We start from the raw sequence: 26019 nt of genomic DNA, 5'->3' as shown, positions 1-26019 counted from the left end.
ATCCGGGCCGGAAGCGTACCCGGGATGACCGGGCGAGGGATCTCTACCGGACGGAAGCAGTAACGTTCGGTGTAAGGCTGGCCCCAGACTGACACATGCAGGCGGGAATCACGGGCGCCCCGGAAGGTCACCAGGGTGAGGATAACGCCTTCTTTCAGGGCGGCAATGACATCGCCCTGCGGCTCCAGCACCTGCCCGGGCGTGAGATGGGCGGTGTTGCTGAACAGGTGAATACGGGCCGACCTGTTGAGCTCCCGCTCGTGGTGAAGCCGGGCCCAGAACGCGCCAGATTCGGTTTCCGGCTCCGGACTGGCGTCATCACCTGCGTCACGATAAGGCGCGGCGTAGCGGTAATGCTCCCCGGCGGTGACCGCATCGTTACGTACGCTGACCGTCGCATCCATCGGCGTGCTGGCAGTCCGGTAGTTGTAATCACGCGTGACGACGGTGCCGATGGCGATGTTGTGCCAGGTTCGGACATCCCAGACCGATTCTGCCGCGCCGTCAAACAGACCCGATGGCTCGCTGTAGGGCAGGCGCACGTCAAACTGATAGTTCAGCTGGCTGTCGGCCAGTATGTACCTATCCAGACCACGCACGTCGTCCATCTCCGTACGCCAGTAAATCCCCACCTCCGACAGAATCCGCTGGATGAACTGCAGGTCCGTTTCCCGCCACTGGGTAATCAGCTCCCGTGCCGGATAGGTGCGTTCCAGGCGAAACTCAAAGTCCGGGCCTTCAAGTCCGTGTTTGCGCAGCACCTGCTCAACCACCTCAGGAACGGACTGGTTCTGATATACCGCGCACTGTCGGGTGTAACCCAGGAGCGCCAGGCGGGAACTGAGCGTAAGCCGGTAGTGGGACTGGTCGTTTGAGGTTGAAAGCCATTCCAGGCGGGTCACCATGCCGTGAACACTTTTACCGCTCCGCATCCGGAAAGAGGCATATTTCATCAGTACCTGTTCCGGGGGGATGTTCGCCTCCGGGGAAGTGAACTCGATATCCCATCTGAATGGCTCGCTCAGTGCTTCCCTGCCACGAAAGCGCAGAACATCCGGCTTCACCGAACTGTCATTAATATCCAGAAAGTAACGGGTCTGTCCGTCAAAAAGCGCTGACCTGTTATCCATCACGTCACTCCTTTACCGGCACGAGGCCGAGCCAGCCATCACCCAGTTCAATTGTGCGGGGTTTGTCCGGGTCGAGGTCGTCACGGGTCAGTACCAGGCGCCAGCGGTTGTCCTTCTGATCCGGCCGGTTAAACAGCCCCACCACCGCCACGAACTGAGCATTTTCATCCATAGGCATATTGAGCGTCACGCTGCCGTTGGGCATCACCAGCAGCTCTTTTGACGCCAGTACGTCGTCCTTCAGTACCGTATCGGCATTGCGCAGCAGCGTCTGATAATCGGCGGCATCAACCGCTTTACGATCCCTGAGCTGATAAACCCGCACCATTGTCGCCAGCGGCGTCTGTGCGCCATCGGCGTTAATGGCCGTGCGCGGGATAAAATCCAGATGCAGTGTTTTAATTTTCTTGTAGAAGAGGGATTTCGTGATGCTGACCGTACCGTCCGTGACGGTCTGCGTCAGACCGCAGCCTGCGAGCAGACCACAGGCAATAAGCGTCAGCGCCCACCAGCGGGTTACTGTTGCCATTCAAAAGTTCCTTTAGTGAAAGTGGGAGTACGTGATTAGTCGAAGCGGTAATGCCCGTCTTCAGCGGGCGGTAGCGCAGAACATTGCAGCCCTTCATAACAGCCCAGACTGACGGTCAGACTCTCCCGGCTATTGCTGAGTTTGCCCGCTTTCAGACCCAACAAACCGGTACGGCCCAGTTGGATACGCCTGCCTTTGCCAAGGCGGGGCTCAGGCAACAACCGCACGGGTACGGTGAGGCGCAGTCGGGCGTCGCTACGGTAGCCGAGATAGACGCGCAGCAGGACCAGCAAATCAGTATGGAGGACGCCACCGGGTAACCAGCCTTCCGCCTCGTGCGGATCCTCAGTATCCAGGCTCACCAGTACCCGGCTGCATGCTTCCTTTGCCGTTTTGCCGAGCGTGGCCCGCTGCGAAAGACGGATGCGGTTTTCGGCCCCCAACCCACTGCGATTATTGATATGGACCTTAACCGGATCGGGTTCGGTGATAAATGCCCGGGTGTACGGTGCCAGCAGGCTCACCAGCGCCCGAATGCCTTCCGCATTGCGCGTGGGCAAACGCATGGTGCCCAGCAGGGCCAGGAAACGGGAAACGGGGGTTGCCACATGTTCCGCCGTGCCCGGTATACCGAGGCCCACCAGCCCCAGCAGACACTGTGATGTGGCATCCTGGCCACCGGCCTCGAAGGTCGCCGGCCAGGCGTATTTTCGCCAGATCCGGTAATACTGCGTGGTGATCCGGTGGCTGAAAATGTCCAGGAATGAGGTGACCGCCTCATGTCCTTCGCGGCGCTGCGCAATGTCATCCAGGTAGGATGTCGGCAGAGGGGAGTCCACGCCATACACCCCGAGAAATGTCGTGCGGACCGTTGGGGGTAATGTCGGATGGTCTTCGTCGGTCTCCACCGCTTTCAGGGTACTGACCGGGAAACCCATACCAGGCCAGGGTCTGAATCGTACCGGATCGTCGCCCGGATGGCTGGTGGTGCCCATTTTCGGCGCGTCCGGATTTTCCTGTTCCAGCAGCTGGCAGAAACGATAAAAATTGGCCCGCCAGATATCTTTGTTAAGGGCCAGCGTCAGCCTGGTACGTGCTGGCTGTGATTCTCGCGCCATCTCAGTCGTTTCCCTGTCGGTTGCAGCACCAGCGTGAGCTGGTTAAAGAGGTGAATATCGGCATAGAGCGCGAAGAACCGGTGCAGCATCTCCCCGAAGAGATTCACATCGCCCTCGCCTGCAAAATTATCCATATTCAGCGTGACCTCAATGTCCACGCCCCGGAGCATAAAGCCCTTCTCAAAACGGCGGATCAGGGTGTGCTTCACGGCGACGATTGCTTCAAGCCGACGGCGGTTCATTTCATCGTCGGTCCAGTCATAGAGCGCCAGCGTTCCCCGCAGAACCTCCGGATTGTCCATCATGCTGAGGAAGTTTGATCCGAGGTGACTCATCACCCGCCAGTGAAAACGATCGTTTGCAGGGGGATATAGCGGCATCGTCGGTGCTGTGACGTTCAGTACCCTGACGGGCACTTTGCCGGTTTTGACCACCCTGTCCAGGAGCGTACTTTCCAGCGCCTTACGCGGAAGCTGCCCGTTGGTACCGGTTATTCGCATCGAAAGGGATTCTGGCTTTTCGGACAGCTGCTCCAGCTCGAACGAGCGCCCCCCGAGAATTATCCAGGTGTCATACAGGCCAGAGGGGCCGCGTTTCACGCGGGTATGGAAATAGCGTTCAGGGGCATCGTGGCGCATCATACCGCCCCGGTGCCTGAAGCTGGTGAACGGTACATAGGGGTGTTTGCCATTCTTCACCGCCCCATGGATGTTATCGACGCTGTAAATCTCGGTGTGACCATCCTGAAGACGCAGCGGCCTGAGCAGGTATTCGTTATCCAGCGGGTCAAGCGTCAGCGGATCGGCTTCCAGGGTAAAGAGATTGATGACCGGGGCACAGTGCAGCCGGAAGTTTTCTGTCTCAAAAGGCAGATCGGATGACCAGGCTTCACTGAGCACAATGTCGACTTCAAACCAGGTGCTGGCCGTAGTGAGCCCGATGGCGTCGAGACCGCGCAGCTCAACAAACATAAATTTCGAACGGAAGCTGAAATATTCCAGCAGCAGTTGATAACCGCTGAAGGCAGTATCGGCTTTCTTCCACAGGCCATCATTGTCATCGAAGCCCATGGGTTTGCACCAGCCGTCAAACTGATGAAGTTCAGTGTGCGTCCCGGCATGACGCGCATACATGGCGTGGACGCGACGGGTCATTGCCAGATGCAGCGCTGAGCTAACCGGACTTTCTGCGTTAAGAAAAATGGCGACTTTGTCGATCCCGGCTTTACTCCAGTCCACTTTTTCAGGGCATTCAAAGCGCAGGCGAATAGCAGAGCGGCCATCGTTTTCTGTGTGCAGGCGGGCGTCGGCAAGGTGCAGCGGTTGTAGCGGCACATCGCGGGTGGTCCGATACTGGCAGGCTGTTTTATGCGGCCCGACAGGGCGTGACAAAACGGAGAAACCTTCCGCCAGCATTTCGGCCTGACGCAGACTGCGCCAGTCAGGCGAGAACTCGACGATGGCCAGCGACGGGATAGTCCGCATATAGTGCGGCCAGAGCAAGCTAACCAGCCCTTCGGTCAGTTCCGGCAGGTCATCATCCAGCTTTTCACGCAAACGGCCCATCAGGAAGGCAAAGCCTTCAAACAGGCGTTCTACATAAGGATCGCGGGCGCCGGGTTTATCCAGATTAAGCATCGCTGCCCGATCCGGATGAGCTCGGGCAAACTCTTTACCCGCCTCACGCAGGTAGCGCATCTCTGCTTCGTAATAGCGCAGGGTTAAATCATCCATGCACGGCATTCCTGAAAATTGTTAATGAGAAAATCAGCCACAGAGCACCATGGCACGGGCCGGGTCAATGGCGATCAGACCCGCCAATAGCGTATCCATCTCAGGCATCAGACGGGCTTTATCAGATTCGCTGCGACCGGCTTTCATGCGCAGCAGCTTCAGGCGTCGGGCCTGGACTTCAAACAACAGAGCGGGCTCCCAGTCTCCCAGCGTCAGCAGTGGCGCACGGGCAGTGAGTTCACCAAGCAGATGAAGCGCCATATCGTTTCGGCCATACTGCTCGGCCACCCGGGCCATCAGCAGGCGTATCAGCCAGCGATGGCGGGGGGTATCCATCCCCGGTCGGGACTGGAGCCAGGCAAGCGCCGCTTCTGGCCCTTCCGTGTCTCCCTTCTCCATAGCTTCGGGCTCAAGGAGCAGCACATCATCAGCCTGACCATTAACAACGGTAGCGGGTTCATCGCCGTACATCAGGCCTTCTTCATTTACTTTTTCAGTAATCCAGGCGGTGGTGACTTCGTCGGCAAAGGGGGTGCCGTCATTCCATGCCAGCCCTTCAAGGCCCGGGAGGCGTTTAAGCAGCAGCCGCAGATCGAACAGGACGGAGTCAGCCCAGGTATCCCAGGGCTGACCGGCATGGCTGAGCCCCTGCCAGAGGTACCACTGAAGATCGAGCCAGAAATGATTGACCCCTTCGCAATACATCTGGCTGGCCTGCTCAACCAGTTCGGTCCAGTTTTTCTGAAGATATAGCCGTTTAAGTTGAGCACGATACTCGGGTTTCGGCGCTACCAGGCGGGTACGACCACTACTGTCGAGTGGGGGGTTCTGATCGACCGTATCCCACCGCACGGTCTTTATCAGCCGGTGAGAAGCCAGCCAGCCCTGGGGTTGTTCGCTCAGCCAGCGGGAAAGTAACTTTGCCTGGTCGAGTAGATCGCGGCCCGATTTCACTGCTGACAGTTGTGGTGAATCTGAATGGGTTGATTCACGCCCGAGCTCCTGGGCGCTGCTGTTCTGGGGAACCAGAGCCTCCATGCCGCCTGAATGTGCCAGGCGGTTTTCAAGAGCGGTACAAAGCCCTGCAAAAGACGGTTTTTCCGCTTCCGGCAAGTCAGCCACGGCGGATTCAAGCAGGTGTATGGCGCCAGCCGTCAGACCGGCATCATTGTGGTCCACCTCGGGCCATAACAGCAGTGCATCAATCACTTTTGCACTGTTCAGCCACCCCAGCGCAGCTTTACGGGCAACCGGACGCTGGGGATGACATGTCTGCCCGTAGCGGTTCAGCATCGCGACAAGAAGCAGTAGGCCTTCGGACAACCCTTTTTCACCGTCGCGGCTGAGTCGGGCCAGTACGTACCAGGTCACGACACGAATATCTTTGGCGCATTCGCAAAGACACTTCTGGGCCAGCTCGCACAACAGCGCTGAATCGGTACCTGAAAGTTTATTAATCTCTTCACGCATCAGCTGAAAATTATCATCGTATGCAGGATCGTCCCCCGCTTCCGTTTCAGGGTTGATGGGTTTTAACCAGTTATCCCAGAGTGTCAGGGCGTCATTTGCCCGGGAGATGAGGCGCTGCCTCTCTTCCAGGCTGGTGGCGCAGGCAGTTAACAGATCTTCCGGTGAACTCATTCTTTTTCCCGTTTGTTAGTTTCTTTCATAAACCTCACGACCGCTTCCAGACAATCGTCGTCCTTGCCATTGACGATTTGCGATGACTTCCATTTCAGCAGCATACTTTTCTCCTCCCCCTGAGTGGGTTTGCCAGTGGGCTTTTCTGACATGGGGGCGAAGGCGCTGATGGGCGTGGAGGGGCTGTCCCCTGAGGTACTGGCTTCCGGCGCTCGCGGTGCCTGCCTGAGCGCGGAACCGGCCCGGTCGCCCGCAAAAATCTGCACCGGCTTGTCCGGGGGATGAGGCGTTGATGCTTTTCGACGCCTCTTGGCGCTGGTCTCCGAGCAAAGCCAGAACAGCGCGCCAGAATCCACAGATCCCCTCCTCCTGCTGACTGATAGCCGTGGAGACAGGATCGGTTAACGCGAGATACTCCATCCCCATCGGAATGTGCTCCCGGAAAAGCGGATCCTGAGCGAGCGTCAGGGCGAGCAGCGCATCCGTCTGGTTATCATGATCGGCAAGGGTGAAAAATGCGCCCATCAGCGCACCCTGGCCTTCAGCAAAGACCGTGTCAGCCGGAAAATCGAGCCAGAATCCCCAGAATGGCAGGCGGCGAAGCATTTCTCCTGACAGTGCGTCGGTCTGGCGGGTTTCTCCCAGGATCCGAAAGAGAGACTCATCGCAGTGGAGAAGTGTTTTACCGGTTCGCCAGGCCGCAAGCGTCATATAAACGATATGCGGCGAGAAATCTTTCATGAGCGCGGACAAAGGAATCCTTCCTCAGACGCTGGATTATGCTTCAGCCAATCACTGAGCCAGGCCCGACACTACCGAAGGTCATAAACTACCTGGGGGCTGGTGATTCGTCCTCCCGCCACTTATCCACCATGTTGAAAATACCCGGAGACCAGCCTTCCACCTGTTTTGCGAAAGCGAGTGCCGGATGAAGTTTCCCGCCCATCGTTTTTAGCGCTCTTCTGCGCCAGGTGCGACGTTGAAGATAGTGTCAGGCAGCGTGAATCCCTGAAGCTTCAGTAACGCAAGAGGGCCGTTGCCGAGTTCACTGCGCATCACAAACTTCAGAGGATTGCCGTCGGCGGTGATCCACACCAGCTGTGTACGGCTGGCATCGAGTGGTGTGATCAGGGCTGTGTCCAGCAGGCGAATGAAGCCCCAGTTCCCCTGGTTACTGGCGTAGAGTTGCATACCACTGCTTACACTACGCCAGCGGAGGCTGACGCCCGGGTAGTACGTATTCCCCGGCCAGGTAAAGCTCTGCCAGCTTTCCATCTGGTTAAAGAAATCCAGATTTTGCTCGTCAAGCGTCAACTGCATACGGGCTATATCACGGGAAGGACGCGCCATCAGTTCAAAGTGAATACCCGCATCGCCCTGAGCAAAAACGATATCCGCCAGTTCAGCCAGCAGATTAATTGCCCGCAGGAAATCCGGGCTCACCTCCATCCCCTGACTTGCTGAAGGATCGACCACCCAGCGATTCCCCTCCTGGTGAAGGATCCCGCCAAGATTAGTTTTCAGGAAGCTAGTGATTCGCCCCGAATCACTGCGCAGGAACTGAGCCAGTAACGGCAGGGAGGCATCGCTGCCGGTAGCTTTAAACGGATAGCGACCGGCAAACGCTTTGTTCCATTGATCGACAATAGTTGTCTGCCAGCGGTTATTAAGGCTTCCTGCAGCCGGAGCAAGTATCTGTCTCCAGGCCAGATCCAGCGGTTGCACAAACAATGACTGGCCGAACCCGTTCCACTCCTGACCCAGGCTTGCCGCCACCAGACTGCTATAGTCACGCGTATCCGTCAGATCGATAGCTTTACCCTGGAACACAGTCTGGGCCAGCATCTGCGACATAGCCTGCGGATCCGGGGCGCTAGTGACCTGCTGAAGCTTCAGCCTCACCTGGGTAACACGGGCCAGCCAGGATTGGAAACTGAGATTACCGTTGCTACCGGTCCCCTCTTTACCCTCCATCAGACCCATCAGCGGTCCAAACACGCCATCGAGCGGACCTTTAGGGCCCTGTGCCTGTTCAATAAACTGTCTGGCATTTTTTTTCTGACCGATCAGCTTTTTCGCTGAGTCCACTATCGAATCAGCCAGTGCCTCACTCTTCTGCCCCGTTTTCCCCTGCCAGGCCAGCGTGTTCATCAGTGCCACCAGCGGGGACTGGCGGACGTCGCCGATCAGGTTGAGCTGGGCAATAGCTTCTGAAAGTGAAGTTGCATCCTGCCACTGAATGCTGTTGAGCATATTCAGCCAGGCATTGCCAAAATCGGTAAAGTAACGTTCGATCAGCCGGGCCTTCAGCGCTTCCGGGGAAATATCGCTCCCTGTCTGATGGATTTTATCCGTCAGTACCCAGTCGATTTCGTCACGGCGGGTTTTAACGACCTCGTTGATCGCATCCTGTACCTGCTCTTCCCAGGCCTGGCGCGTAAACATACCCGGGACGACTTCGTCCGTGCTGAATACCGTTGAGGCATCGGTATCGCCGGTCATATCGGCAAGCGTTAAATCAGGCCAGTTGCTGGCCACGCGCTTAAGCATGTCCTGGTACAACCCGGACTCAGCGTTACGCTGGCCTATCTGTTTAAGCAGGATCTGGCGGACCGCGCCGATTAATTCAGCGTCAGGCTTAATTTTCCATTCGGGGTGTGCAGGAAGATTCTGCGCATAAAAGCCCAGCAGCTTCGGGGCGAGGTCCTGCCAGGTACCATCCGGTACATTCTGACGTTTCGGCCAGGCGACCAGTACGTTTTTTGCCAGCCAACCTGCGTCCGCTTTATCCGGACGGGCCAGCATCAGATAACTTTTCAGCATGTCATAGGTGTGCTGTGTGCCCTGTGTTCGGGCATCACTGGCAGGAGGAAGTTGCACAAAGGCATTCAGCTGCTGCCTGAGATTCTCTGCGGTGGCATCCCTCATCAGCTGTGCGTTATTTGTAGCATACAGGGGCCAGAGTGCGGCCAGCGTGTCGCTGTCTTGATTAAGACCAAATCGTGTGTACCATGGAGCGCCGGTCGCCTCACGATGTTGCAGACGGGCAATGGCTTGCTGGAGTACGAGCTGGTTGTGCAGGCGTTCAGCCAGTGTTTTTGCAGTATCCGCTGCCTGCCTCGCCGTTTCCTGCGCCTGATAAATCTGGGTACGGTTAACGATCAGGGACAACAGTGTACCGGCCCCCCACAGGACAATCAGGGAAAGCAAAATTAACCGCAGCATCTTTAGCCAGCCGATACCCAGTTTCCTGCCGCTGACCGCATCACAGTCATCAATGACGGCTTTCCATGTCGGGGTGTCCAGACGTGTGTTCGGCACCGTTCCGGCAACAGCCAGTTCAGGGCTGAACATGACCCCCCGTAAACGAAAGGCTGCAGATCCCTGCATCAACCCGCTGAGCAAAACGGTCAGACTGGCTTTCAGTTCCTGCCGCAGGCGGAGGGATAACTGAAGCAGACCGAAATCAGCCGGATTATTCAGTATCTGTGCCATACCGGTTTTTTGCAGGCGCTGAGACAGCGTAGTAAATGCCTTTTCCGCCTCTTTTACAGTACCTTCCGGTCCGAAAATAACCCCTGTAGCAGCCGTTCCCGCATCCTGCTGAGCACCAGTAGCGTTGTCAGTCAGCCACAGCCAGACTGGGGCCTGCCAGCCCAGCAGATGGTCGGCTTTCTGGCGACAGCGCAAAAAGGCATCCCGTTCGATATCCGTCGGGAGGGCTGAGGTACTTATCACCTGAATGATGCTATCAACCGGATGACCAGGACGCAGGCGTTTCAGTTTTGACAGGAAGATCTCATCCGGAAGCGACTGGGCGTCGCCGCCATAAATCAGTACGTTGCCGTCGCCTTCCTGCCAGAGGTCATGACACAGGCCCGGGGCCGCGTTGTGGACGTCGTCCGGGTTGCCCATAACCAAAAGGAGACGCACTTTACGCTTCCAGCGGCGTCCATAGCGAAAGCGCAGGTGTTCGGACACGACGTCTTCGCTGAAAACGGGTTCATCATCGTCTTCTTCACTGGGAATTGGGTTCGTCAACGGAGCGGCAGTCTCAGCCTTTTTCTGCCCCCACTGGAAATACAACCCGGATTTACCCGCGTGGTCGAAAGCCTTCTCTATCAGCCAGCCGAGTAAAAACAACGCGGCAACCAGTATGGCGCAGAATGTGAGTATTCGTTGACCGTCATACGGTCCGAAGCCGGTGCCCGAGGCTACGTTTTCCGGAAAGGCATAAAACAGAAATGCCACGATGACTGTCAGAAAAAAGGCGACAGTCACAACGGAGCCGATGAGTGTTTTTACTTTTACCTTAGACATTCTTAGGCGATTCCTTGCGAACTTCTTCTTTGGTGATGACGGCGATCCAGATGTCGTCTTTATCAGCGGCGGGTTGTGCGGCGATAACCTGCGGGCCTCGTTGTTCAACGTCAGCATTGGCAAGCGTGATGACCAGCCATGGAGCCGCATGGCCCGTGTATCCCAGAACTGGATCGATACTGAAGTTGTCCTCTGAAAGGCTAAATTCCACCCCGCTCTGCTCGCAGGCATTATTCCAGCCGCTTCCAGCGGTCAATGTGGGACCGGAGATCCAGCTTCCTTTGAGTTCATCTGGCCTGGTCTTCGCCCAGAGCAGCGCCCGGGTGAGTGTCTTTGTGAGCGTTGATTCTGCTCCCCTTTCGGGGCGATGAAGGCGTAGTGCATCCGGCCAGGCGTGGGCTTTGCGGTTGCTCAATACCACCATCGAGATGGCATCAGCATCTTCTTCCCGGGGAGACGCGGGTAACGACAGAGTGATGGCAACCAGAATGCTCGGATTGTCCCATCGCTTGTCCAGCCAGGCATCGAGTGCGCTCAACCCTTTTCCGGACATCAGGCGAAAAATCCTGCCGGTCTTTAGTGAGAGAGCGGCCTTAAGCTGCTCTTCAATCAAGGGGTACAGGTCGTTATCACAATCCAGCACCAGCCAGCATGGCAACTCCGGCGGAAGCGGCTGAACGATCCCTTCTACACGCGTGGTCAGTTTAGTCACCGCTGCTGTCAGGGCCTTTGTTAAATCAGCCTGGTATTCTGTTAATGCCGCGTATCTGACCGGTTTGTCACATCCTCTTGGGCGGGAGAAGTCGATAGCGGGTGCTGCGACTTTCATTGCCTCAAGCAGGTCATCGGTTTTGTTTCCGGCCGGGGCCTGAATGTATGTACCGAGGATCCAGGCACAGCGCTGACCGCGAAGAATTTCACTGTCAATAAGCGCTTCTCGCTGTACATTTCGGGACTCGGCTCCCACCTGTTCGGCTTTGTAGGCAAACCGGCGTAAGCCGAAAATAAGCCCCCAGGTGCACAATGGAAGACCCAGCGCGGTGAACCAGAAGACAAATCCGGTTCGCTCTGACGTCCAGCACCATAGCGTGAGCGCTATGCCCCCCAGCATGACAAACGCGAGGAATAGCAGCCAACGGCCGGTGCCGGGACGCGCTACCTTAGGAGCCTTTTCAGGAATGGCATCCAGCCAGACGGGCATAATCAGGCAACCTTTGCTGCGGCAAATGAACTGATCAATGTGCAACCACAGGCACATTTGTGACCGTGAAATGCCACCGGGATACCATGATCAAGATAATCAGGATTGCCTTCTATGATGGTTGTAGGGCCATGTCCCGGAACCGGGCATGACACTTTGTCGCCTTTACGGGCAACACCAATACCGCCGAATTTCATTGTTTCGGAAGCGGTCAACACCGAACCACCGTAGGTTGTTTTATCGCCTTTACGGATAATCTGGAGCATTAATAAAGATCTCTATCAGTTAATATTTGTCCGTGGATGAAAGTAATTGGCAGTCGAACCTATTTAGTGTCATACTCTTCTCCATTCCAGCGTAAAATATATTTAGGACCACAAAAAATATCTTTCAACCCTTTGTGCATATTTTTTGAAACCCCAATAGATGTACACATATATGCTGCATCTATTGATTTTCCATCGTGCATCGTGATTTGGAATGTCAAAGTAGGAGAATTGTCGAGATTTGACATACAATCCGATTCATTACAGGTACCTGGCGGCGTTGAACTCACAAAAGTATATTCGATGATATCTTTTTTACCGTCACCATTTAAGTCTGTTATCACGCGCCCTGTTTGCCCATCAACAAATCCAGAACTCTTAAGTTTATTTGCTGTGACTAACATATCTACATCATTACTTTGAGAGCAATGAGCATATGTTGTTGACGCCATTAAAATCAATGCAGTCAAAGAGTATTTTATTTGTTCTTTCATTATTACCCGGCCTCAGGAATACCTTGCTTATAATTTACGCGTATATTTTCCGCAATTTCATTTTTAGTGATTTTACCATCGTTGTTTCTGTCATGATAAAGATTTTTGCTATACAGATCACCATTGTTTTCTTGGTAAACAATATCATTGGGACCAAGTTTTATTGTTTTTGGACTGAATATAGAATAATAGACATCTTCAAGTGTCCACTTGTCAGTTGAAACACCAACATTGTTCGCCTGCATTTTGAAGTATTTTTCAACGTAATCCATTTGCTCAACGTGATCCATCTTTCTAAGTTTTGCAGTAGTTGTGCCCAACTCGTCTGCTGTGCTTTTCATGAATTGTATTAAACCGGTTGCTGAAGAGCCTGGATTTTTTATGTCGGTTCTAAAGGTTTTTCCTGTCTCAAGTGCTATACAAGCCATGATATAATTTGGGTCAATGCTTAGATTTCTTGATACACTCAATAGCTTCGTTCTAAATGCTTCTGCTTTAGTTATTCCAAATTTCTCTGTGAATTTTTTCATCCATATTATTTTATCTCGTTTAATAAACGCCCCTAAAAATACGATTGGATGCATATGCCAAAGCTCGGGGCCCAGTTTTTCAGTCGTAACATCCTGCATCCATGCCATTTTGTCGAGAAAATCTTCGCTGTACTTCTTCCATTCCGGTGCTTCTTTCTTCAGCGCATTCAGGAACGGTTGCCAGATAGCATCGTCTTTTTTGAAGTACCAGTCGCTGGGATGTTTTACGATAGTTTTCTGAATAACTTCACGATAGTCGGGGTTATGAAGTGCTCTCCAGTACTCCATTGGAGAATAACGGTCGCTTCCACTGTCAATTTTATCCAGCAGGCGCTGATAATTATGCTTAACCAGGGCATGACTGGTTCGCGTATCACCGGTCGCAGCCTCATAGAGCGAGTTGATAAGGCTGCGGAAGAATCCAACAGGCTGGTTTTTTCCATCCAGGTAATCAAAACTGGTAGGCTCTGAGGTTTCAGTTCTGAAGCCTAGCTTCGCCAGATCATACTGTGACAGAAGTTGAGGCTCCGCCTGGCCTTTGGGCACATAGGCATTTTCCGGCCGCAGCTGCCAGTATTCTTGCTTTGTTGAGTTATCAGTTTCAGTTGTGACCTTACTCAACGGTAGAATGCCTATCCGCGTTGTCGACGTCGAGCCCTTTGCGAAGGTGCCCTTCGCAACATCTTTTGTGAAAAGAGCAAGGCCAGGAGAATACTTCAACCAGAGCGGGTTTTTCTCCCCCACTTTTTCTGGGTTGGTCAGGAACTTCTCCAGATTATCATCCATGCTCGTGCATTCGATATGTACCTGGTATCGTGCCTCATAACCACCGTCTTTTGGTGCCTGATAGTAGCCCATGTGGCCAATCGGGTCACCGGCCTTAATAGCAAATGGAGAACTGAGACTTACTATCTTATCAAATACCATGACTTCCTTTGCGGGAGGAAGCAAATGCTGCCACCAGCCTGGACCGGCCCCCGGCGCTGGCTTAATATTGTTGTTATCCACAACAACCCAATAGCGCTGACCAAGTGTGAGGGTACTGCTGGTTTCTTCTGGTAATCCTTTTAGTGTCACAAGGCCATATTTTCGCTTGTTATTTCCTGTGGCGTTAAGATTACTGTCTGCTGGGTCCCACTCCACTCTTGCCCCTTTAGGCATGTGTCCGGAAATTTGTGGAGAAGTTTTATCTGAAATCAGTTTCGCCGTCAGCCCGTCCATTTTAGAATATGCTCTTAGAGTATCCTGAATGACCCACTGATTTTCTGCTTCAGCTTCATAAGCTGAATACGGCGCAAGATGCATATACAGGGTGTAGAAATGCAGCCTGCTGGATTCTTTCTCCCCCGGTTGAATAAAGTGTTTAACCAGAACAAACGAACCGGAAAAGCTCAGTGGGCCGGACTCCCATGCAAGCATCAGATAATCCTTGCAGACACGATAAGCAACCACTTCGCCGTCAGCCATGCATCGCACAGCCTGCTCACCTTTAAAGGGAACCGGGAAATCTAATGCTTCAAGAGGAGACTTGCCACTAAGAGCACACCACGGGGTCGTTGCTTCCGTGATATGGATCCCGCCATGCCACATTCCACTCCGACCAATAGCGTACTGTCCGGTTGACTCCCCGCTGAGGTGCGAAAGGATATCTTCCTGACTACCAAACTCAGTTCCACGGTTGTTAGAGGGGATCGGCCAAACGATATTTATTTTCCCCTTTGTAAAGGCTGTACTTTTATTTTCAGCTGTTGTTCCTGCATAGCGATAAAGTTTATATGCGACACTATTTCCCCTGTACGCTGGGCCTGGATAAAATCCACGGTCCTGCACAAAGTCAGACACCCATTTGGCTCCATCGAACATGGTCATATGGCCATCGGTGTGCTTTCCCACGGCCTGGATGATAGCTACATCACCGGCTTGTTGTCCTGAGATGGAATAAACGCCACCACTAATTACCGTTGTTACGCCTTCAACAGGTTTGAAATTATTCTCAACCAACCAAGGCCCGTAATCTTTTGCTGAGTTAATGCCTGAATTTTTTGCCGAAAGCCCACCAGAAACCAATGCCACTTTTACATAATGCGCACATCTGGACTTTCCGTATTTAAGCTTTTTATCTTTGCCGCTATCAAAGTTCTTTTTGTTAATAGCAGCAATGGCCGCAGCATTTGATTTTAATGTGCTCAGAGCAGTGGTTTGATTGAACATTGTCTCTCTCCTTTAGTTCTCGTTGCAATGACCTGTTTTTCTGGATATGAACTTCACCGAATTCATTAGCCATTTGTCATTCTTGAGAACAAGGCCGATATCATATTTTGATTCACTATCAGCATGTCCAAGCGTTAACTCAGCTGCAACCTTGTTACTGCTCACGGAAGATGTTTTAACCTCGATTTCATTAACCCAGTCAGGACATATTTCCTGAGCGTTGAGTAAATAATCAGCCCCAGTATCATTGTCACTGTTAAGTTGCTGAAGGTGTTGTGTCGTATAGCTATCAATTGCCTTCTGGCTTTTCTCTGCACCACTCCCCACATCAGGGTCGTTCCACGCGGTGAGATAGTCAGAGTAAAATTTTTTAACAACGAATTCTGGACTTTTCGCATCGAGTATCGAGCTGTTATTTTCTCCAAAACTGAACTTTGAAAATATCGCGAAAACAAAAGTCAATAACAGCAATAAATTTTTGAGCGTTGATTTCATAGTCTAAGTTCCCTGTTCACTATTTTTGTATCAGTCATTGAATGACTTACTGCTGATCTTATTTTCCTGGGTAATGTCCGTCAGGCTGAAATTGGGTGTTTCGTTGGGGAGATTTGCGCCCGATCCTGGTACCAGATAGTCCGACGTTTTCATAATGAACTCACCTGATGAACCATGCTCAATACCGTTCTTACTCAGCCTCAGGTAAGATCCGCCACCGTTCAGCGTCAGCGTTTCCGGGGTGCTGATAATAATTTCGTCTTCACTACTGGTCACCGTCAGCTGCTTTTCAGAAAACAGGGCCATCGTGTTGTGCTGAGCCTGAATCTCGATGTCTCCCTGGTTGGCAACCAGCTTAGCCCCGTCTTTATGCACAAACAGACCGAGGGCTTTTTCTACCGTCACGGACAAATTTTTCATCGCACCGATATCAAGATGCTGGCCTGCATTGATCATGGTGTTGCGGGTGCTGCTGAGCTGAAGGTGTTCACCTGAGGTCAGTGCAACCCCCTGCGGAGCGCTACCCAGCAGGACTGCAGACTGGAGGTCCCTGATTTTGTCGGTCACAAAATTTATCTGGGTATTGATATCGCAGACCAGGGCTCCGGCGGCTTCAGCGGCGCTGTTCAACGCCTGCATCTGGCTGTTCGCCTGGTTAATCTGGTTAATCGCAGGCGCCATTTCCAGTACCGGCCCCTGCGCTTTGGCCTGGGCATCCGCCGTCAGGAACAGCCCTTTTGCCGCACGTACAGCGCCATGCTCATCCGTTCGCAGTTCAAAACCGGCCCCGCGCTTTTCACGCTGACCGTTGACCAGGTGTCCCATGTTGAGCTGCGTTTTGCCATATTCCGTCGCGAGCTTGATATGCTCTTCCTGGCGCTTATCCTCCATCCGCAGCTTATTGTTCGCCGGAGTGCGCCACACGTTCCGTGTATGATTGTCACTGGTGACAGGGTCCGGATGCTCTGAATCATGCAGGGCATAAGCGATGTAGGGGCGATCCGGGTCTCCGCCGTCGAATACAACGGCCACTTCCGTTCCGTCGATAAGCGGAGAGTGGAAGCCATAGGTATCACCGGCATAGGGTTTAGCCAGTCGCAGCCACAAATAGGCATTACCCTGTTCAGGGCTGTTATGGTCGAAGTCCAGTTTTACCCGGTAGCGGCCTTCCGGATCGAGCCAGGAATAGGTGTCGCCTTTCTGTGTGCTTTCCACCCGGGCCGGAAGCGAGCCGGATATCACCGGACGATTGAGCAGTACCGGACGCCAGCAGACGGTTTCGCTGTAGGGGATGCCCTCAAACGTCATAGTAAAGCGACTTTTGCGTGAACCGCGAGTGCGCACCGTAGTGATGACGATGCCTTCCCTGACGGCATCGGGTAACGTGCCGTCCGTTTCCAGTACCTGACCCGGAGCCAGATGAGGGCTGGAGGAATGCCCGCTGACGCGATACTGCGCGTTCAGAATGCGTTCGTGACGCAGACGGGCGAAGTATGCCCCGGTCTCCGGGCTTTCAGCGTCACCTGCCGTCAGGAAGGGTTCAGCATAATGGTACGTTTCTCCGGTGGTGATCCCTTCCTTGCTGAAAATGCTCTCGGCACTATCCTGAGGTTGTAGCGTTTCACGGTAGTTGTAGTCCCGGGTAGACACACTTCCGCTCACCACGTTATATGCGGTCTGAATACCCCAGATGCTCTCCTGCCCGCTGTCACTCATCCCGGCCTGGTTGCGTAATGGGAGCGTGACGCCAAATTCATACTGCTGCTGGCTGTCCTGGAAAATCACCACGTCCTGTTCAAGACGGCTGTCCATTTCATAGCGCCAGTAAATCCCCACCTCCGTCAGCAGGCGCTGAATAAACTCAAGATCGGTTTCCCGCCACTGGGTGATGAGCTCCCGGGAGGGATATTCGCGGGAGAGCCGGAACTCAAAATCAGGCCCTTCCAGACCGTGTTTACGCAATACCTGTTCAACCACTTCAATAACCGACTGATTGAGGTAGATTTCGCTCCCTTTCGTATAGTCCAGAAGGGCGATACGGGGAACGATCGTCAGTGCGTAATGGGTCTCATCATTCGAGGTGGACACGCGGCGAAAGGACTCCACCACGCCGAATACCGTCCTGACCGGCAGGGCCGGTGTCCCGTCAAACACGGGTGTCTGGAAAGTGAATGACGCGGGCTTCAACAGTAACGCGTCGCAGGCAATATCCGCAGAAGAGCAGGTGACCGCCACGTCATACCGCCAGGGCTGACTGAGGGATTCAACGGCGTTGTAATGCAATACATCCAGGAAATGGCTGCAGTCATGCACATCAACCCGGTAGCGCGATAGGCCCAGGGCTTCATCCATGGCCTTATGTACCAGACTGCTTAAACTTTCAATCATGGTTCCTCTCCCTGCAGCATACTACTGATCGTCAATTAATTACCGCCACCCAAAATAGTGATTCGCTCATTAGTCATTTTTGTCTGGCAGTTAAAGATATTTACCTTCGTAGCAATATCTGCGGTATTGCCCGTTGCATCACTAATTTTCCCGCATTTCACTGCTTTGTCTTTCACCCATGCCAACTGGGAGGATTTCATCGAAGCACGTATAGAATCAGGCATATTTTTCCACAGGATATTTAACTCGGTATCCGCTTCGTTATATTCATTTTGTGCAACCTTGATTTTTATGTCATTATTTTTGTCAATGAGTTCATTTTTGTTAACAGATGACAATGTAATAAAATACAGCTCAGAGGAAGCACTGTCTTTCATGAGATCTGTTACAGAAATATCTTTTTTATCATCTGAGAGTTTCAGGTTATAGCTATAATCCTTCCATATAACAGCGTTGTTATAAAAAGATTCTTGTCCCGACTGGAGACGAGCAATTTGCTCCGGGATAGCATGAATGACATCAATACTTTCCTGCGGTAATAATATACTTACCTTAGCTTTACACGATACTTCCGTAGGGCTGGTGTTACCGATCGTAGACGCCCCCTTAACATCAACTGTAATGCTGTTCATCTTTTCTGAATAGACATTAACCGGCTTATTTAAAAGTATCTTTGCATTTTGGATGGAATCATGCTGAAGCATTTCTGATGCCCCATCTCTTATGTACTGCTGTAGCGCTTTAACAGCATCATCTCGACCACATTTGAATTCATCAGATGAACTAAAGAATCCAGCATATGAATTGGCAGCGCAGGTAAATGTGATAAGAGCCGTAATATATTTCATAAACTTCATTGTTAGGGTTCCTTTTATTAGTTGTAGCGGCAACATACGTTGCAAAATGAATACGTTAGGATCGCTTTATGATCTTTCTATTCCAAACTCCAGTACGATTCCTTCTTCCTCATCCCAACTGAGCATCACGGAGTGTGGTTTTTGTTTTGCCGCCATATGGCTTAATAACTGCTGGCTCAGAACCGGCAGGATCTGCTGGTTAAGCAGGCTGTCCACGTTGCGGGCACCGGTATCCGGCAGCAAACACGCCTTCGTCAGCGTGTCGATGAGACTTTCTCCAGTGTGAGTGGAAATACCGTAGTGGCGTTGCAGACGCATGCTCACCTGTGCCAGCTTCATGCCGACGATGGTGCGCATGGCATCCATTGCCAGCGAGCGGTATATCACCGTCTGGAAGCGAGCCAGCAGCGCTGGCTGGAAATGATCGCGCAGGATCGGGCGTAACAACTCATGCAGATCGCTCTCAGTGGCTTCTGGTTGCTCTTCCAGTAACTGCATCAGCGGGTCACTTCCCAGGTTGGACGTCATCAGGATCACGGTATTGCGGAAATCAATTTCACGCCCTTCCCCGTCCCGCATAAAGCCCCGGTCAAAGACCTGATAAAACAGGTTCATCACATCCCGGTGAGCCTTCTCCACTTCATCGAGCAGCACTACGCTGTATGGCCGCTTACGGACTGCCTCGGTGAGAATGCCGCCCTGACCATATCCGACATAGCCCGGAGGTGAGCCTTTCAACTGCGAGACCGTGTGCGGCTCCTGGTATTCAGACAGGTTGATGGTAATGAGCGATTTCTCACCACCATACATAACGTCAGCAAGTGCCAGCGCTGTTTCGGTTTTGCCCACTCCGCTTGGCCCCACCAGTAAAAATACACCCTGCGGTCCGTTCTCCGGCGTCAGACCGGTTTTTGACGCTCGCAGTCGTTGGGCTATGGCATTCAGAGCTGAATGTTGGCCGACAACACGGGTTGCCAGCTGCTCTTCCAGCGTCAGTAATTCGGTTTGCTCATCCTTCATCAGGGACGAGAGGGGAACCCCTGTCCAGTCGGCGATAACGGTCGCAACGGTGCGGACATCAACATCCAGACCCAGTAATGGGCTGTTATTTTGTACCTGCGCCAGCTCCTGCTGGAAGGCGGAGATCTCCTTCTGGCGGCTGATATCTTCACGGCAGGCTTTCAGCGAGTCGGTGAGCTGCTTTTCGGTCTCATATTGTGACTGAAGGGCAGTTTTCTGCTGGTTGAGATCCAGAGTAAGGTGCTCGATCTGAGGCAGACGGCTGGCATCAACAGCGTTACCCAGGGAGATATCTTCCAGCAACTCCTGCTGCTCCATGGCCAGCGCAGTCAGCCGGGCCTGCAACCGGGTAAGCTGTTCTGGCTGCATGTCCAGACTCATCCGCACCCGGGCCGCAGCGGTATCCAGTAAGTCCACCGCTTTATCAGGCAACTGGCGCCCTGTCAGGTAGCGGCGAGATAGCGTCACCGCTGCCCGGACGGCCTCACCGGTAATGTGTACGCCATGATGTTCGGCATAGCGGGATTTAAGACCGCGCAGCATCAGGCAGGCCGTGTCATCATCGGGCTCATCAACCTTAACCATCTGGAAGCGGCGCTCCAGGGCAGCGTCACGTTCGAAATATTGCTTGTATTCACTCCAGGTAGTGGCCGCTATGGTACGCAATTCGCCACGCGCCAGCGCCGGTTTCAGCAGGTTAGCCGCATCTGCCCCGCCCGCCTGATTACCCGCCCCGATAATGGTGTGCGCTTCATCAATAAACAGCAGCACCGGCACCGGGGATTGCTGGACGGCGTCGATGATATTTTTCAGACGCTGTTCAAATTCACCCTTTACACCGGCGCCCGCCTGCAGCAAACCCAGATCCAGTGTCCTGACGATGACAGGCTTAAGACTTTCGGGCACATTCCCCTCGGCAATACGTAGCGCCAGGCCTTCAACCAGGGCCGTTTTGCCCACGCCTGGCTCACCCACCAGAATGGGGTTGTTCTTCCGGCGTCTTGAGAGAATGTCCACCATCTGGCGGATTTCGTTATCGCGGCCAAAGACCGGGTCAATCTTTCCTTCCCGGGCACGGGCGGTCACATCAACCGTAAAACGATTGAGAATGGACTCCACCTGTGAAACGGCAGGCTGCGCAATTCCACCCTCAGCATGCTTTTGGGCTTCATGTTGTAATGGCGGCGCCCGGCCAATAATGGAGGCATTGCCAGCCTGCTCGCTGAGCGCAACGTCATGCCGCTCATCCGACTGGGCTTCCAGTAAGGGGCGTAACCTCTCCAGCTGGCTGGTGGTCAGCGTCATCAAAGGCCAGAGGCCATCGCAGCGCGTCAGCCCTGACGTTTCAATCATGGCCGTAAGCAAATGTATGCTGCGGATCTGCTCATCTCCGACGAGCGTGGCGGCAAGCCATGCCTGTTTCAGCAGCGTCTGAAGGGACGCAGAGAGCTCTGGTCGGGTGCGAACTGAACGAGGCTGTACATCCAGCCAGCTCAGGAGTGACTGCCAGACGGCATCCATGTCCCATTCATAGCGGCGAGCGAGAACGGTCAGATCACCTTCTCCCTGCTCCAGCAACTTTAACAACCAGTGCTCTGGCGTAATTTCTGCATGTGCACGGGTCTGACATAAAGAAGCCGCCCCCTCCAGTGCTCTGGCGCAATAAGGGTTAAGTCGTCGTAGCAGGACTGCTGAATGATGTTCCATGTCGTTCCCTCTTGTTCAAGCACGCTACCGCCCCTGGCCGTCAACCGATGCCCATAAGGTTCATGCCGATAAATTGTGAGACTGCTCTGCAAAGCGTCCGTCTGACAGGCGCTGTGCGGAGCAAAACAAAAATGGCGGACAGAAAGGAGTCTGTCCGCCAGGGTCTTACGCCGTGGTACGTTCGTTCCAGGAATCGGAATGAATGATGTTGCCGTCTTTGTAGGTCCAGGTGATTTTTTCGTAGCGCAGCTCGATCTGCTCAAGGTGGTTATGCTTCTCGAAGGAGGCATCCTTGATGTCGTGCATTTTCGGTGCGACTTTCACCACCTTGACGTTTTCCAGTTTGGTGTTGAAATACTCAACTTCCTGACCGGCGTCGTTGATTTTGTACCACTTGAATTCAGCAGACTTCAGGGTCTGGCCGGTGGTCACCGCTTTGTACAGATACGGGCTGGAAGAGTCGATTTCTTTGGTAAACAGGAACGGCGTGTGAATACGGGTTCCAGTCAGTTTGCCAGTGTTGTTATCCGTCGGGATATACAGGGTGTGTTCCTGAGCAACAACTTCGATACTTCCTTCGCGATCTTTCACATCTACGGAACCTTTGATGTCAGCGCCGCCGTCGTCTTTCAGCCACAGATAAACTGGGATTGCCATGTTTACTTCTCCATTTCTTGAGTTGAAACGTCACGTACATCCTGTGACGCGTGCTTTGCGCCTGGCAGACGACAGGCGTCAGCCTGCGGTACCAGGCTGATCTCGACACGCCGGTTATGCGCGCGGCCATCAGGCGTATCGTTTGATGCAATCGGTCGGCTGTCACCGTAACCCTGCACGGCAAAGCAACTTTCCGGTACGTCTCCGGTATCACGCATCCAGTTACGGACGGCCTCCGCTCGTTGCAAAGACAGAGTCTGATTGAGTTGTATGCTGCCGGTATTGTCTGTGTGGCCGCTGACCACGATCAGCCAGCCTGGCTTGGCTTTGATCCCCACCAGTGCGTTGACGAGTATTTTGGTTGAGCCGTCTTTGAGTGCCGATTTGCCGGAATCAAACAGCGACATGCTGTCGAGTCGTACAATTTTCGCTACCGGTTTCGGTTTAGGGGCGGGGGGTGGTGTCCAGGTATCGATAGCCTGCTGCAAGGCCAGCCACAGGCGTTGCCCCGGGTAATAACCCAGGCTGTAACGTAAAGGCTCTCCCTGACGCTGCCAGCGTTCAAGCAGGAGCGCATCCTGTTTCAGCGCGGCCAGTGATTCCGCTTTAGGCCGGTAATGATCCATGGGAATGGCGTTCCAGCGCTGTAAATCGGCACTGACGTGACGGATAAGGTAACGATTATTGAGCGCGGAGATGCCCAACGCCGTCAGAATGCACAGCCACATCAGCAGAACCAGACGACGGGTACGCTGGCCCCCCTGTACCCTCGACGCAAACGGTGCCAGAAGGGGCAGAACCGCATCCGGGAAAAAAACTGTCGGGATTGAATGCCCGGGGTCTCGGGAAAACTGTAAACAGGTGCGGGAATAGAGCCAGTCGGACCAGACGGACTGAGTCTCAGGATTGACTACACCCAGGCGCATTGCAACGGAAAATGCGCGTACAGGTGGCGTAAACCGATCAGGTTTCTCCAGCTCATTTGTCAACGTATTACGGATAAAGGAGAATGCCTGACTAACCGCTGGCAGCGCCAAGATATTGTCTTCCGCCTGCTGCCAGTCAATGAACGCCTGCGGTGAATCATTAACCGGGCATACAATCGGCTTATCACCCCAAACGATTATCCACGGCGTTTCAGGCCCGGAAAATTCGGCACTCAACACAACCGGCAGTGTGAAACCCGTCAGGGATTTAATCTGTTTACATTGCTGGCGGAGCGTTTTCAGCGCGGAACGAAGAACGGCCTCATCCTGATGATGGTCTGGCAGGCAGCGGTACATCACCGAGAGCTGACCGACCTGGCGCGGGAACTGCGTCTGTATGCTGCGGACAACGTCAGTTAACCGGCTGACGTCATCGGTCCGTAGCCACCATCCCTGCGCTGTTTTACGCAGAGGGCTTCCCTGAAACAGCGCATCCAGCATGTCACCACACACCAGTACAACGGGGACATGGGTGTCGAGTAATGGCAGTTCAGCAGCCGGGAGGGTCGCGTCGGATGCTTGCTCCTCACGCCGACAGCTTTTAAAAACATACCAGCCTGCCAGAAGGAGAATCAGCAGAGTGGTCAGGCATTTAAAAACGTTACCTGTCGGGATGAAATACCACAGCAACCACAGCAACGTGGCAACGGCTGCTAAAGTGTGTAGGGCTACCGGAATGATGACTGATCTACGCATTAGCCATGCAGCTCCGGTATTTGTGCTGACAACAGAGCCTGAAGCCACAGATGGCCCCCCCACCAGATACCCCCGGTAAGAATGACGGCTAGCGCTATCCAGAACCAGACTGAGCGCATCAGGCTCCAGCGATGTTTCCCCGGCCGGTGAACAACCAGAGACAGGCCTGCATCAGGCGGAGAAACCCGCTCGGAAAGGGCTTTCACTACCTCATCCCGCTGCGACTGGCTGACCGCCTTCAGGCTGTATAATCCTTGAAAGCCCAGCGCTATCACACGGTGATAGCAGGTTAAAACGGCCGGATTCGGTGAGGGCTGACGCAGAACCTCGGCAATGCAATCCCATAACGCTTCACCTGCCCGAAGTGAGCCAAAAAAACGGGCCTGAAGCGGAGCTTTACGCCAGGCCATTTGGCCTTCATCAACTTTCGGCTCCACTCCTTCTTCGCTTTTTCCGGGCTTACGGCTCATCACCGTTTCGTCCAGCAAGGCACATTGCGCGTAGGAAATATGCTCCACGCTGGCGTCGTCATAACCGGCACGCTCCAGCGCTTCCCGCACACTTTCCACCTGTTTAACGCATTTGTTGTAAAGCGCAGGGCCATTAAGCGTGACGGCGCCTTTTTTAAGCATGGTGACGGTGAGCCAGGTCTCCGTCATCAGTTGGTCGATATCGATATCCTGTCTCATGAGCGCAATACCGCAAACAGTTCAAGTTCCAGAGCGCCAAGTAACTCAGGCACATAGAACATACATACCCCCTGCTCCTGCATTTCATGCGCAGCAGGGCTTTCCATATCAAGTGCGAAGTACTGGTTTTCCATGCGTACAGGCAACGCAGCCGGGACCCTGCTCACAGGGATCAAAGGGATCCCCTTGAGCGCCGCACCATAGATCTCGCTGACATCATCAGGAGATCCCGCCTGACAGAGCGCAGGGAATTTCTCGGCAACCTGCCAGGCCGGGATATCCGAGCGCACAGAGAGATAGAGGTCGGCCTCTTCACGCAGACGGATATCGTGAAGGTTGGCCTTCCAGGTCTGTCCATCCGGGCGGGACATTTCCAGAGCAATAACCCGGGATGGCAGACTGGCCTCCAGCAAACCCGTTATCAGATCAAACAACGGAGGAAACGTATTACCCGGTTCCTCGTGGTCATAAGCCGGTATGGCGTCAAGATCATGGTCCAGGGAAAAGGTCAGCATACTGCCTGCCAGACGAGCGAGCTCCGCCCACACCTGTTCAGGTGGACGGCCAGGAAAACGTTCGTATTCCGTCAGCACCCTGGCGTGAGAATTCAGTGCATTCAGCAACCAGAAAAGAGAAACATCGGCGACGGCAAAATCGGCGAGCCTTTCGTTGCTTTCACGACGCATCGTCATCAGACGCTGGCGTCGGGAGCGTAACTGGCGATTGAGCAACACCAGACGTTCGCGAAGGACCGGGTTTGCCCCAAATGACGCCACTGGAGGAATAAAAGACGGATCCTGTCGCCACGCATTTTGCCCATCCCGGATCAGCCTTGCTACCGGGCACACTTTCCATGAATCATTGCTTTCATGGGCAAACCGGATGGTGAAATTAAATCGGGCAACTGCCATGGATTCGTCTTCAGAGCCAAAGGCATCCTGTAACGTCACCCACTCTTCACGATAGCGAAGCGGCCGGTCTGAATTGACGCCTTCCTGTTCAACGTTGATCACACCTGGCTGCATGTGAGGCAGGGCGATGACAACGGTTACCGCATCAAGACCTGCCAATTGGCTGGCATCTAACTCACGCGGCGCCGGAGGCAGATCGCTCCTTTGCGCATCAATAAGAGTTCCATCTTCCAGCCAGAGGCGTAACTGCGTAATCTGGATCAGCCCGGACGAAAGAAGACTGTCATTAAACTCAATCTTTTCCACACCCCAGGGGAATGGGGATGCCAGCGCTAATGCGCCGGCAGTGCGAAAAGACTCCCATTCAGCCTGCTGCTGGAACTGTTGAGGAGACAGTAAAGCCCCCTCATTCCACAGTGGACGATAAATTTTCATCCCTG

19 protein-coding genes are annotated in these 26019 nt (G+C 53.7%); all 19 read right to left on the bottom strand.

Annotation, left to right across the window (positions count from 1 at the left end; all coding sequences use genetic code 11):
- A partial coding sequence (locus tag CMQ96_RS21125; protein WP_141522401.1) for a type VI secretion system Vgr family protein occupies nt 1–1130 on the bottom strand: 1130 nt, incomplete at its 3' end.
- 4 nt (nt 1131–1134) lie between these two features.
- Nucleotides 1135–1659, bottom strand: a complete 525-nt coding sequence (gene tssJ, locus CMQ96_RS21120; protein WP_049130571.1) for a type VI secretion system lipoprotein TssJ — start codon at nt 1657–1659, stop codon at nt 1135–1137.
- Between the two features lie 35 nt (nt 1660–1694).
- Entirely contained in the window at nt 1695–2777 is a 1083-nt protein-coding gene (tssG, locus tag CMQ96_RS21115; protein ID WP_098067293.1) for a type VI secretion system baseplate subunit TssG, read from the bottom strand.
- A complete protein-coding gene (tssF, locus tag CMQ96_RS21110) occupies nt 2741–4510 on the bottom strand; it encodes a type VI secretion system baseplate subunit TssF (RefSeq protein WP_098067292.1) in 1770 nt (589 codons plus the stop codon). The genes tssG and tssF overlap by 37 nt, the downstream gene beginning before the upstream one ends.
- A gap of 33 nt (nt 4511–4543) precedes the next feature.
- Complete coding sequence (gene tssA, locus CMQ96_RS21105) at nt 4544–6151, bottom strand: type VI secretion system protein TssA (protein WP_098067291.1); 1608 nt, start codon at nt 6149–6151, stop codon at nt 4544–4546.
- Nucleotides 6152–6166: 15 nt separating this feature from the next.
- Nucleotides 6167–6904, bottom strand: coding sequence for a hypothetical protein (locus CMQ96_RS28700; RefSeq protein WP_176519002.1), 738 nt, complete (start codon nt 6902–6904; stop codon nt 6167–6169).
- Nucleotides 6905–7102: 198 nt separating this feature from the next.
- Entirely contained in the window at nt 7103–10471 is a 3369-nt protein-coding gene (locus CMQ96_RS21090) for an ImcF-related family protein (protein WP_098067289.1), read from the bottom strand.
- Entirely contained in the window at nt 10464–11672 is a 1209-nt protein-coding gene (locus CMQ96_RS21085; RefSeq protein ID WP_049130585.1) for a membrane protein, read from the bottom strand. The genes CMQ96_RS21090 and CMQ96_RS21085 overlap by 8 nt, the downstream gene beginning before the upstream one ends.
- A gap of 2 nt (nt 11673–11674) precedes the next feature.
- Nucleotides 11675–11938, bottom strand: coding sequence for a PAAR domain-containing protein (locus CMQ96_RS21080; protein ID WP_075210835.1), 264 nt, complete (start codon nt 11936–11938; stop codon nt 11675–11677).
- 59 nt (nt 11939–11997) lie between these two features.
- Nucleotides 11998–12432 (bottom strand): hypothetical protein, encoded by a 435-nt coding sequence (locus CMQ96_RS28425; protein WP_141522400.1) that lies wholly within the window; start codon nt 12430–12432, stop codon nt 11998–12000.
- Between the two features lie 2 nt (nt 12433–12434).
- Nucleotides 12435–15173 carry a hypothetical protein gene (locus tag CMQ96_RS28940; protein ID WP_255256993.1) on the bottom strand — a complete coding sequence of 913 codons (2739 nt, stop codon included), beginning with the start codon at nt 15171–15173 and terminating at the stop codon, nt 12435–12437.
- A 12-nt stretch (nt 15174–15185) separates the two neighbouring features.
- Nucleotides 15186–15668, bottom strand: coding sequence for a DUF3828 domain-containing protein (locus CMQ96_RS21070; RefSeq protein ID WP_098067288.1), 483 nt, complete (start codon nt 15666–15668; stop codon nt 15186–15188).
- Between the two features lie 30 nt (nt 15669–15698).
- Nucleotides 15699–18056, bottom strand: a complete 2358-nt coding sequence (locus CMQ96_RS21065; RefSeq protein WP_098067287.1) for a type VI secretion system Vgr family protein — start codon at nt 18054–18056, stop codon at nt 15699–15701.
- Between the two features lie 35 nt (nt 18057–18091).
- A complete protein-coding gene (locus CMQ96_RS21060) occupies nt 18092–18913 on the bottom strand; it encodes a lysozyme inhibitor LprI family protein (RefSeq protein ID WP_160183604.1) in 822 nt (273 codons plus the stop codon).
- A gap of 66 nt (nt 18914–18979) precedes the next feature.
- Nucleotides 18980–21640: a type VI secretion system ATPase TssH gene (gene tssH / locus CMQ96_RS21055; RefSeq protein ID WP_098067285.1), complete on the bottom strand. Its 2661-nt coding sequence runs from the start codon at nt 21638–21640 to the stop codon at nt 18980–18982.
- Nucleotides 21641–21805: 165 nt separating this feature from the next.
- Nucleotides 21806–22297, bottom strand: coding sequence for an Hcp family type VI secretion system effector (locus CMQ96_RS21050; protein ID WP_049130593.1), 492 nt, complete (start codon nt 22295–22297; stop codon nt 21806–21808).
- Between the two features lie 2 nt (nt 22298–22299).
- Nucleotides 22300–23979 (bottom strand): OmpA family protein, encoded by a 1680-nt coding sequence (locus tag CMQ96_RS21045; RefSeq protein WP_098067284.1) that lies wholly within the window; start codon nt 23977–23979, stop codon nt 22300–22302.
- Nucleotides 23979–24668, bottom strand: coding sequence for a type VI secretion system protein TssL, short form (gene tssL / locus CMQ96_RS21040; protein WP_064411484.1), 690 nt, complete (start codon nt 24666–24668; stop codon nt 23979–23981). The genes CMQ96_RS21045 and tssL overlap by 1 nt, the downstream gene beginning before the upstream one ends.
- Entirely contained in the window at nt 24665–26014 is a 1350-nt protein-coding gene (gene tssK / locus CMQ96_RS21035; RefSeq protein ID WP_064411485.1) for a type VI secretion system baseplate subunit TssK, read from the bottom strand. The genes tssL and tssK overlap by 4 nt, the downstream gene beginning before the upstream one ends.
- Between the last annotated feature and the right edge of the window lie 5 nt (nt 26015–26019).

The organism is Klebsiella sp. MBT K-1 (assembly GCF_002556465.1).
GTDB lineage: Bacteria > Pseudomonadota > Gammaproteobacteria > Enterobacterales > Enterobacteriaceae > Klebsiella > Klebsiella grimontii.
This window is presented reverse-complemented; position numbering and strand designations above follow the sequence as displayed.

What these genes read in the sequence shown, in the direction of transcription:
- CMQ96_RS21045 (WP_098067284.1), bottom strand. Translation starts at nt 23,979, where the DNA reads ATGCGTAGATCAGTCATCATTCCGGTAGCCCTACACACTTTAGCAGCC.
- CMQ96_RS28940 (WP_255256993.1), bottom strand. Translation starts at nt 15,173, where the DNA reads ATGTTCAATCAAACCACTGCTCTGAGCACATTAAAATCAAATGCTGCG.
- CMQ96_RS21080 (WP_075210835.1), bottom strand. Translation starts at nt 11,938, where the DNA reads ATGCTCCAGATTATCCGTAAAGGCGATAAAACAACCTACGGTGGTTCG.
- CMQ96_RS21050 (WP_049130593.1), bottom strand. Translation starts at nt 22,297, where the DNA reads ATGGCAATCCCAGTTTATCTGTGGCTGAAAGACGACGGCGGCGCTGAC.
- CMQ96_RS21070 (WP_098067288.1), bottom strand. Translation starts at nt 15,668, where the DNA reads ATGAAATCAACGCTCAAAAATTTATTGCTGTTATTGACTTTTGTTTTC.
- tssF (WP_098067292.1), bottom strand. Translation starts at nt 4,510, where the DNA reads ATGGATGATTTAACCCTGCGCTATTACGAAGCAGAGATGCGCTACCTG.
- CMQ96_RS21065 (WP_098067287.1), bottom strand. Translation starts at nt 18,056, where the DNA reads ATGATTGAAAGTTTAAGCAGTCTGGTACATAAGGCCATGGATGAAGCC.
- CMQ96_RS21085 (WP_049130585.1), bottom strand. Translation starts at nt 11,672, where the DNA reads ATGCCCGTCTGGCTGGATGCCATTCCTGAAAAGGCTCCTAAGGTAGCG.
- tssA (WP_098067291.1), bottom strand. Translation starts at nt 6,151, where the DNA reads ATGAGTTCACCGGAAGATCTGTTAACTGCCTGCGCCACCAGCCTGGAA.
- CMQ96_RS21060 (WP_160183604.1), bottom strand. Translation starts at nt 18,913, where the DNA reads ATGAAGTTTATGAAATATATTACGGCTCTTATCACATTTACCTGCGCT.
- CMQ96_RS21090 (WP_098067289.1), bottom strand. Translation starts at nt 10,471, where the DNA reads ATGTCTAAGGTAAAAGTAAAAACACTCATCGGCTCCGTTGTGACTGTC.
- tssJ (WP_049130571.1), bottom strand. Translation starts at nt 1,659, where the DNA reads ATGGCAACAGTAACCCGCTGGTGGGCGCTGACGCTTATTGCCTGTGGT.
- tssG (WP_098067293.1), bottom strand. Translation starts at nt 2,777, where the DNA reads ATGGCGCGAGAATCACAGCCAGCACGTACCAGGCTGACGCTGGCCCTT.
- CMQ96_RS28425 (WP_141522400.1), bottom strand. Translation starts at nt 12,432, where the DNA reads ATGAAAGAACAAATAAAATACTCTTTGACTGCATTGATTTTAATGGCG.
- tssL (WP_064411484.1), bottom strand. Translation starts at nt 24,668, where the DNA reads ATGAGACAGGATATCGATATCGACCAACTGATGACGGAGACCTGGCTC.
- tssH (WP_098067285.1), bottom strand. Translation starts at nt 21,640, where the DNA reads ATGGAACATCATTCAGCAGTCCTGCTACGACGACTTAACCCTTATTGC.
- tssK (WP_064411485.1), bottom strand. Translation starts at nt 26,014, where the DNA reads ATGAAAATTTATCGTCCACTGTGGAATGAGGGGGCTTTACTGTCTCCT.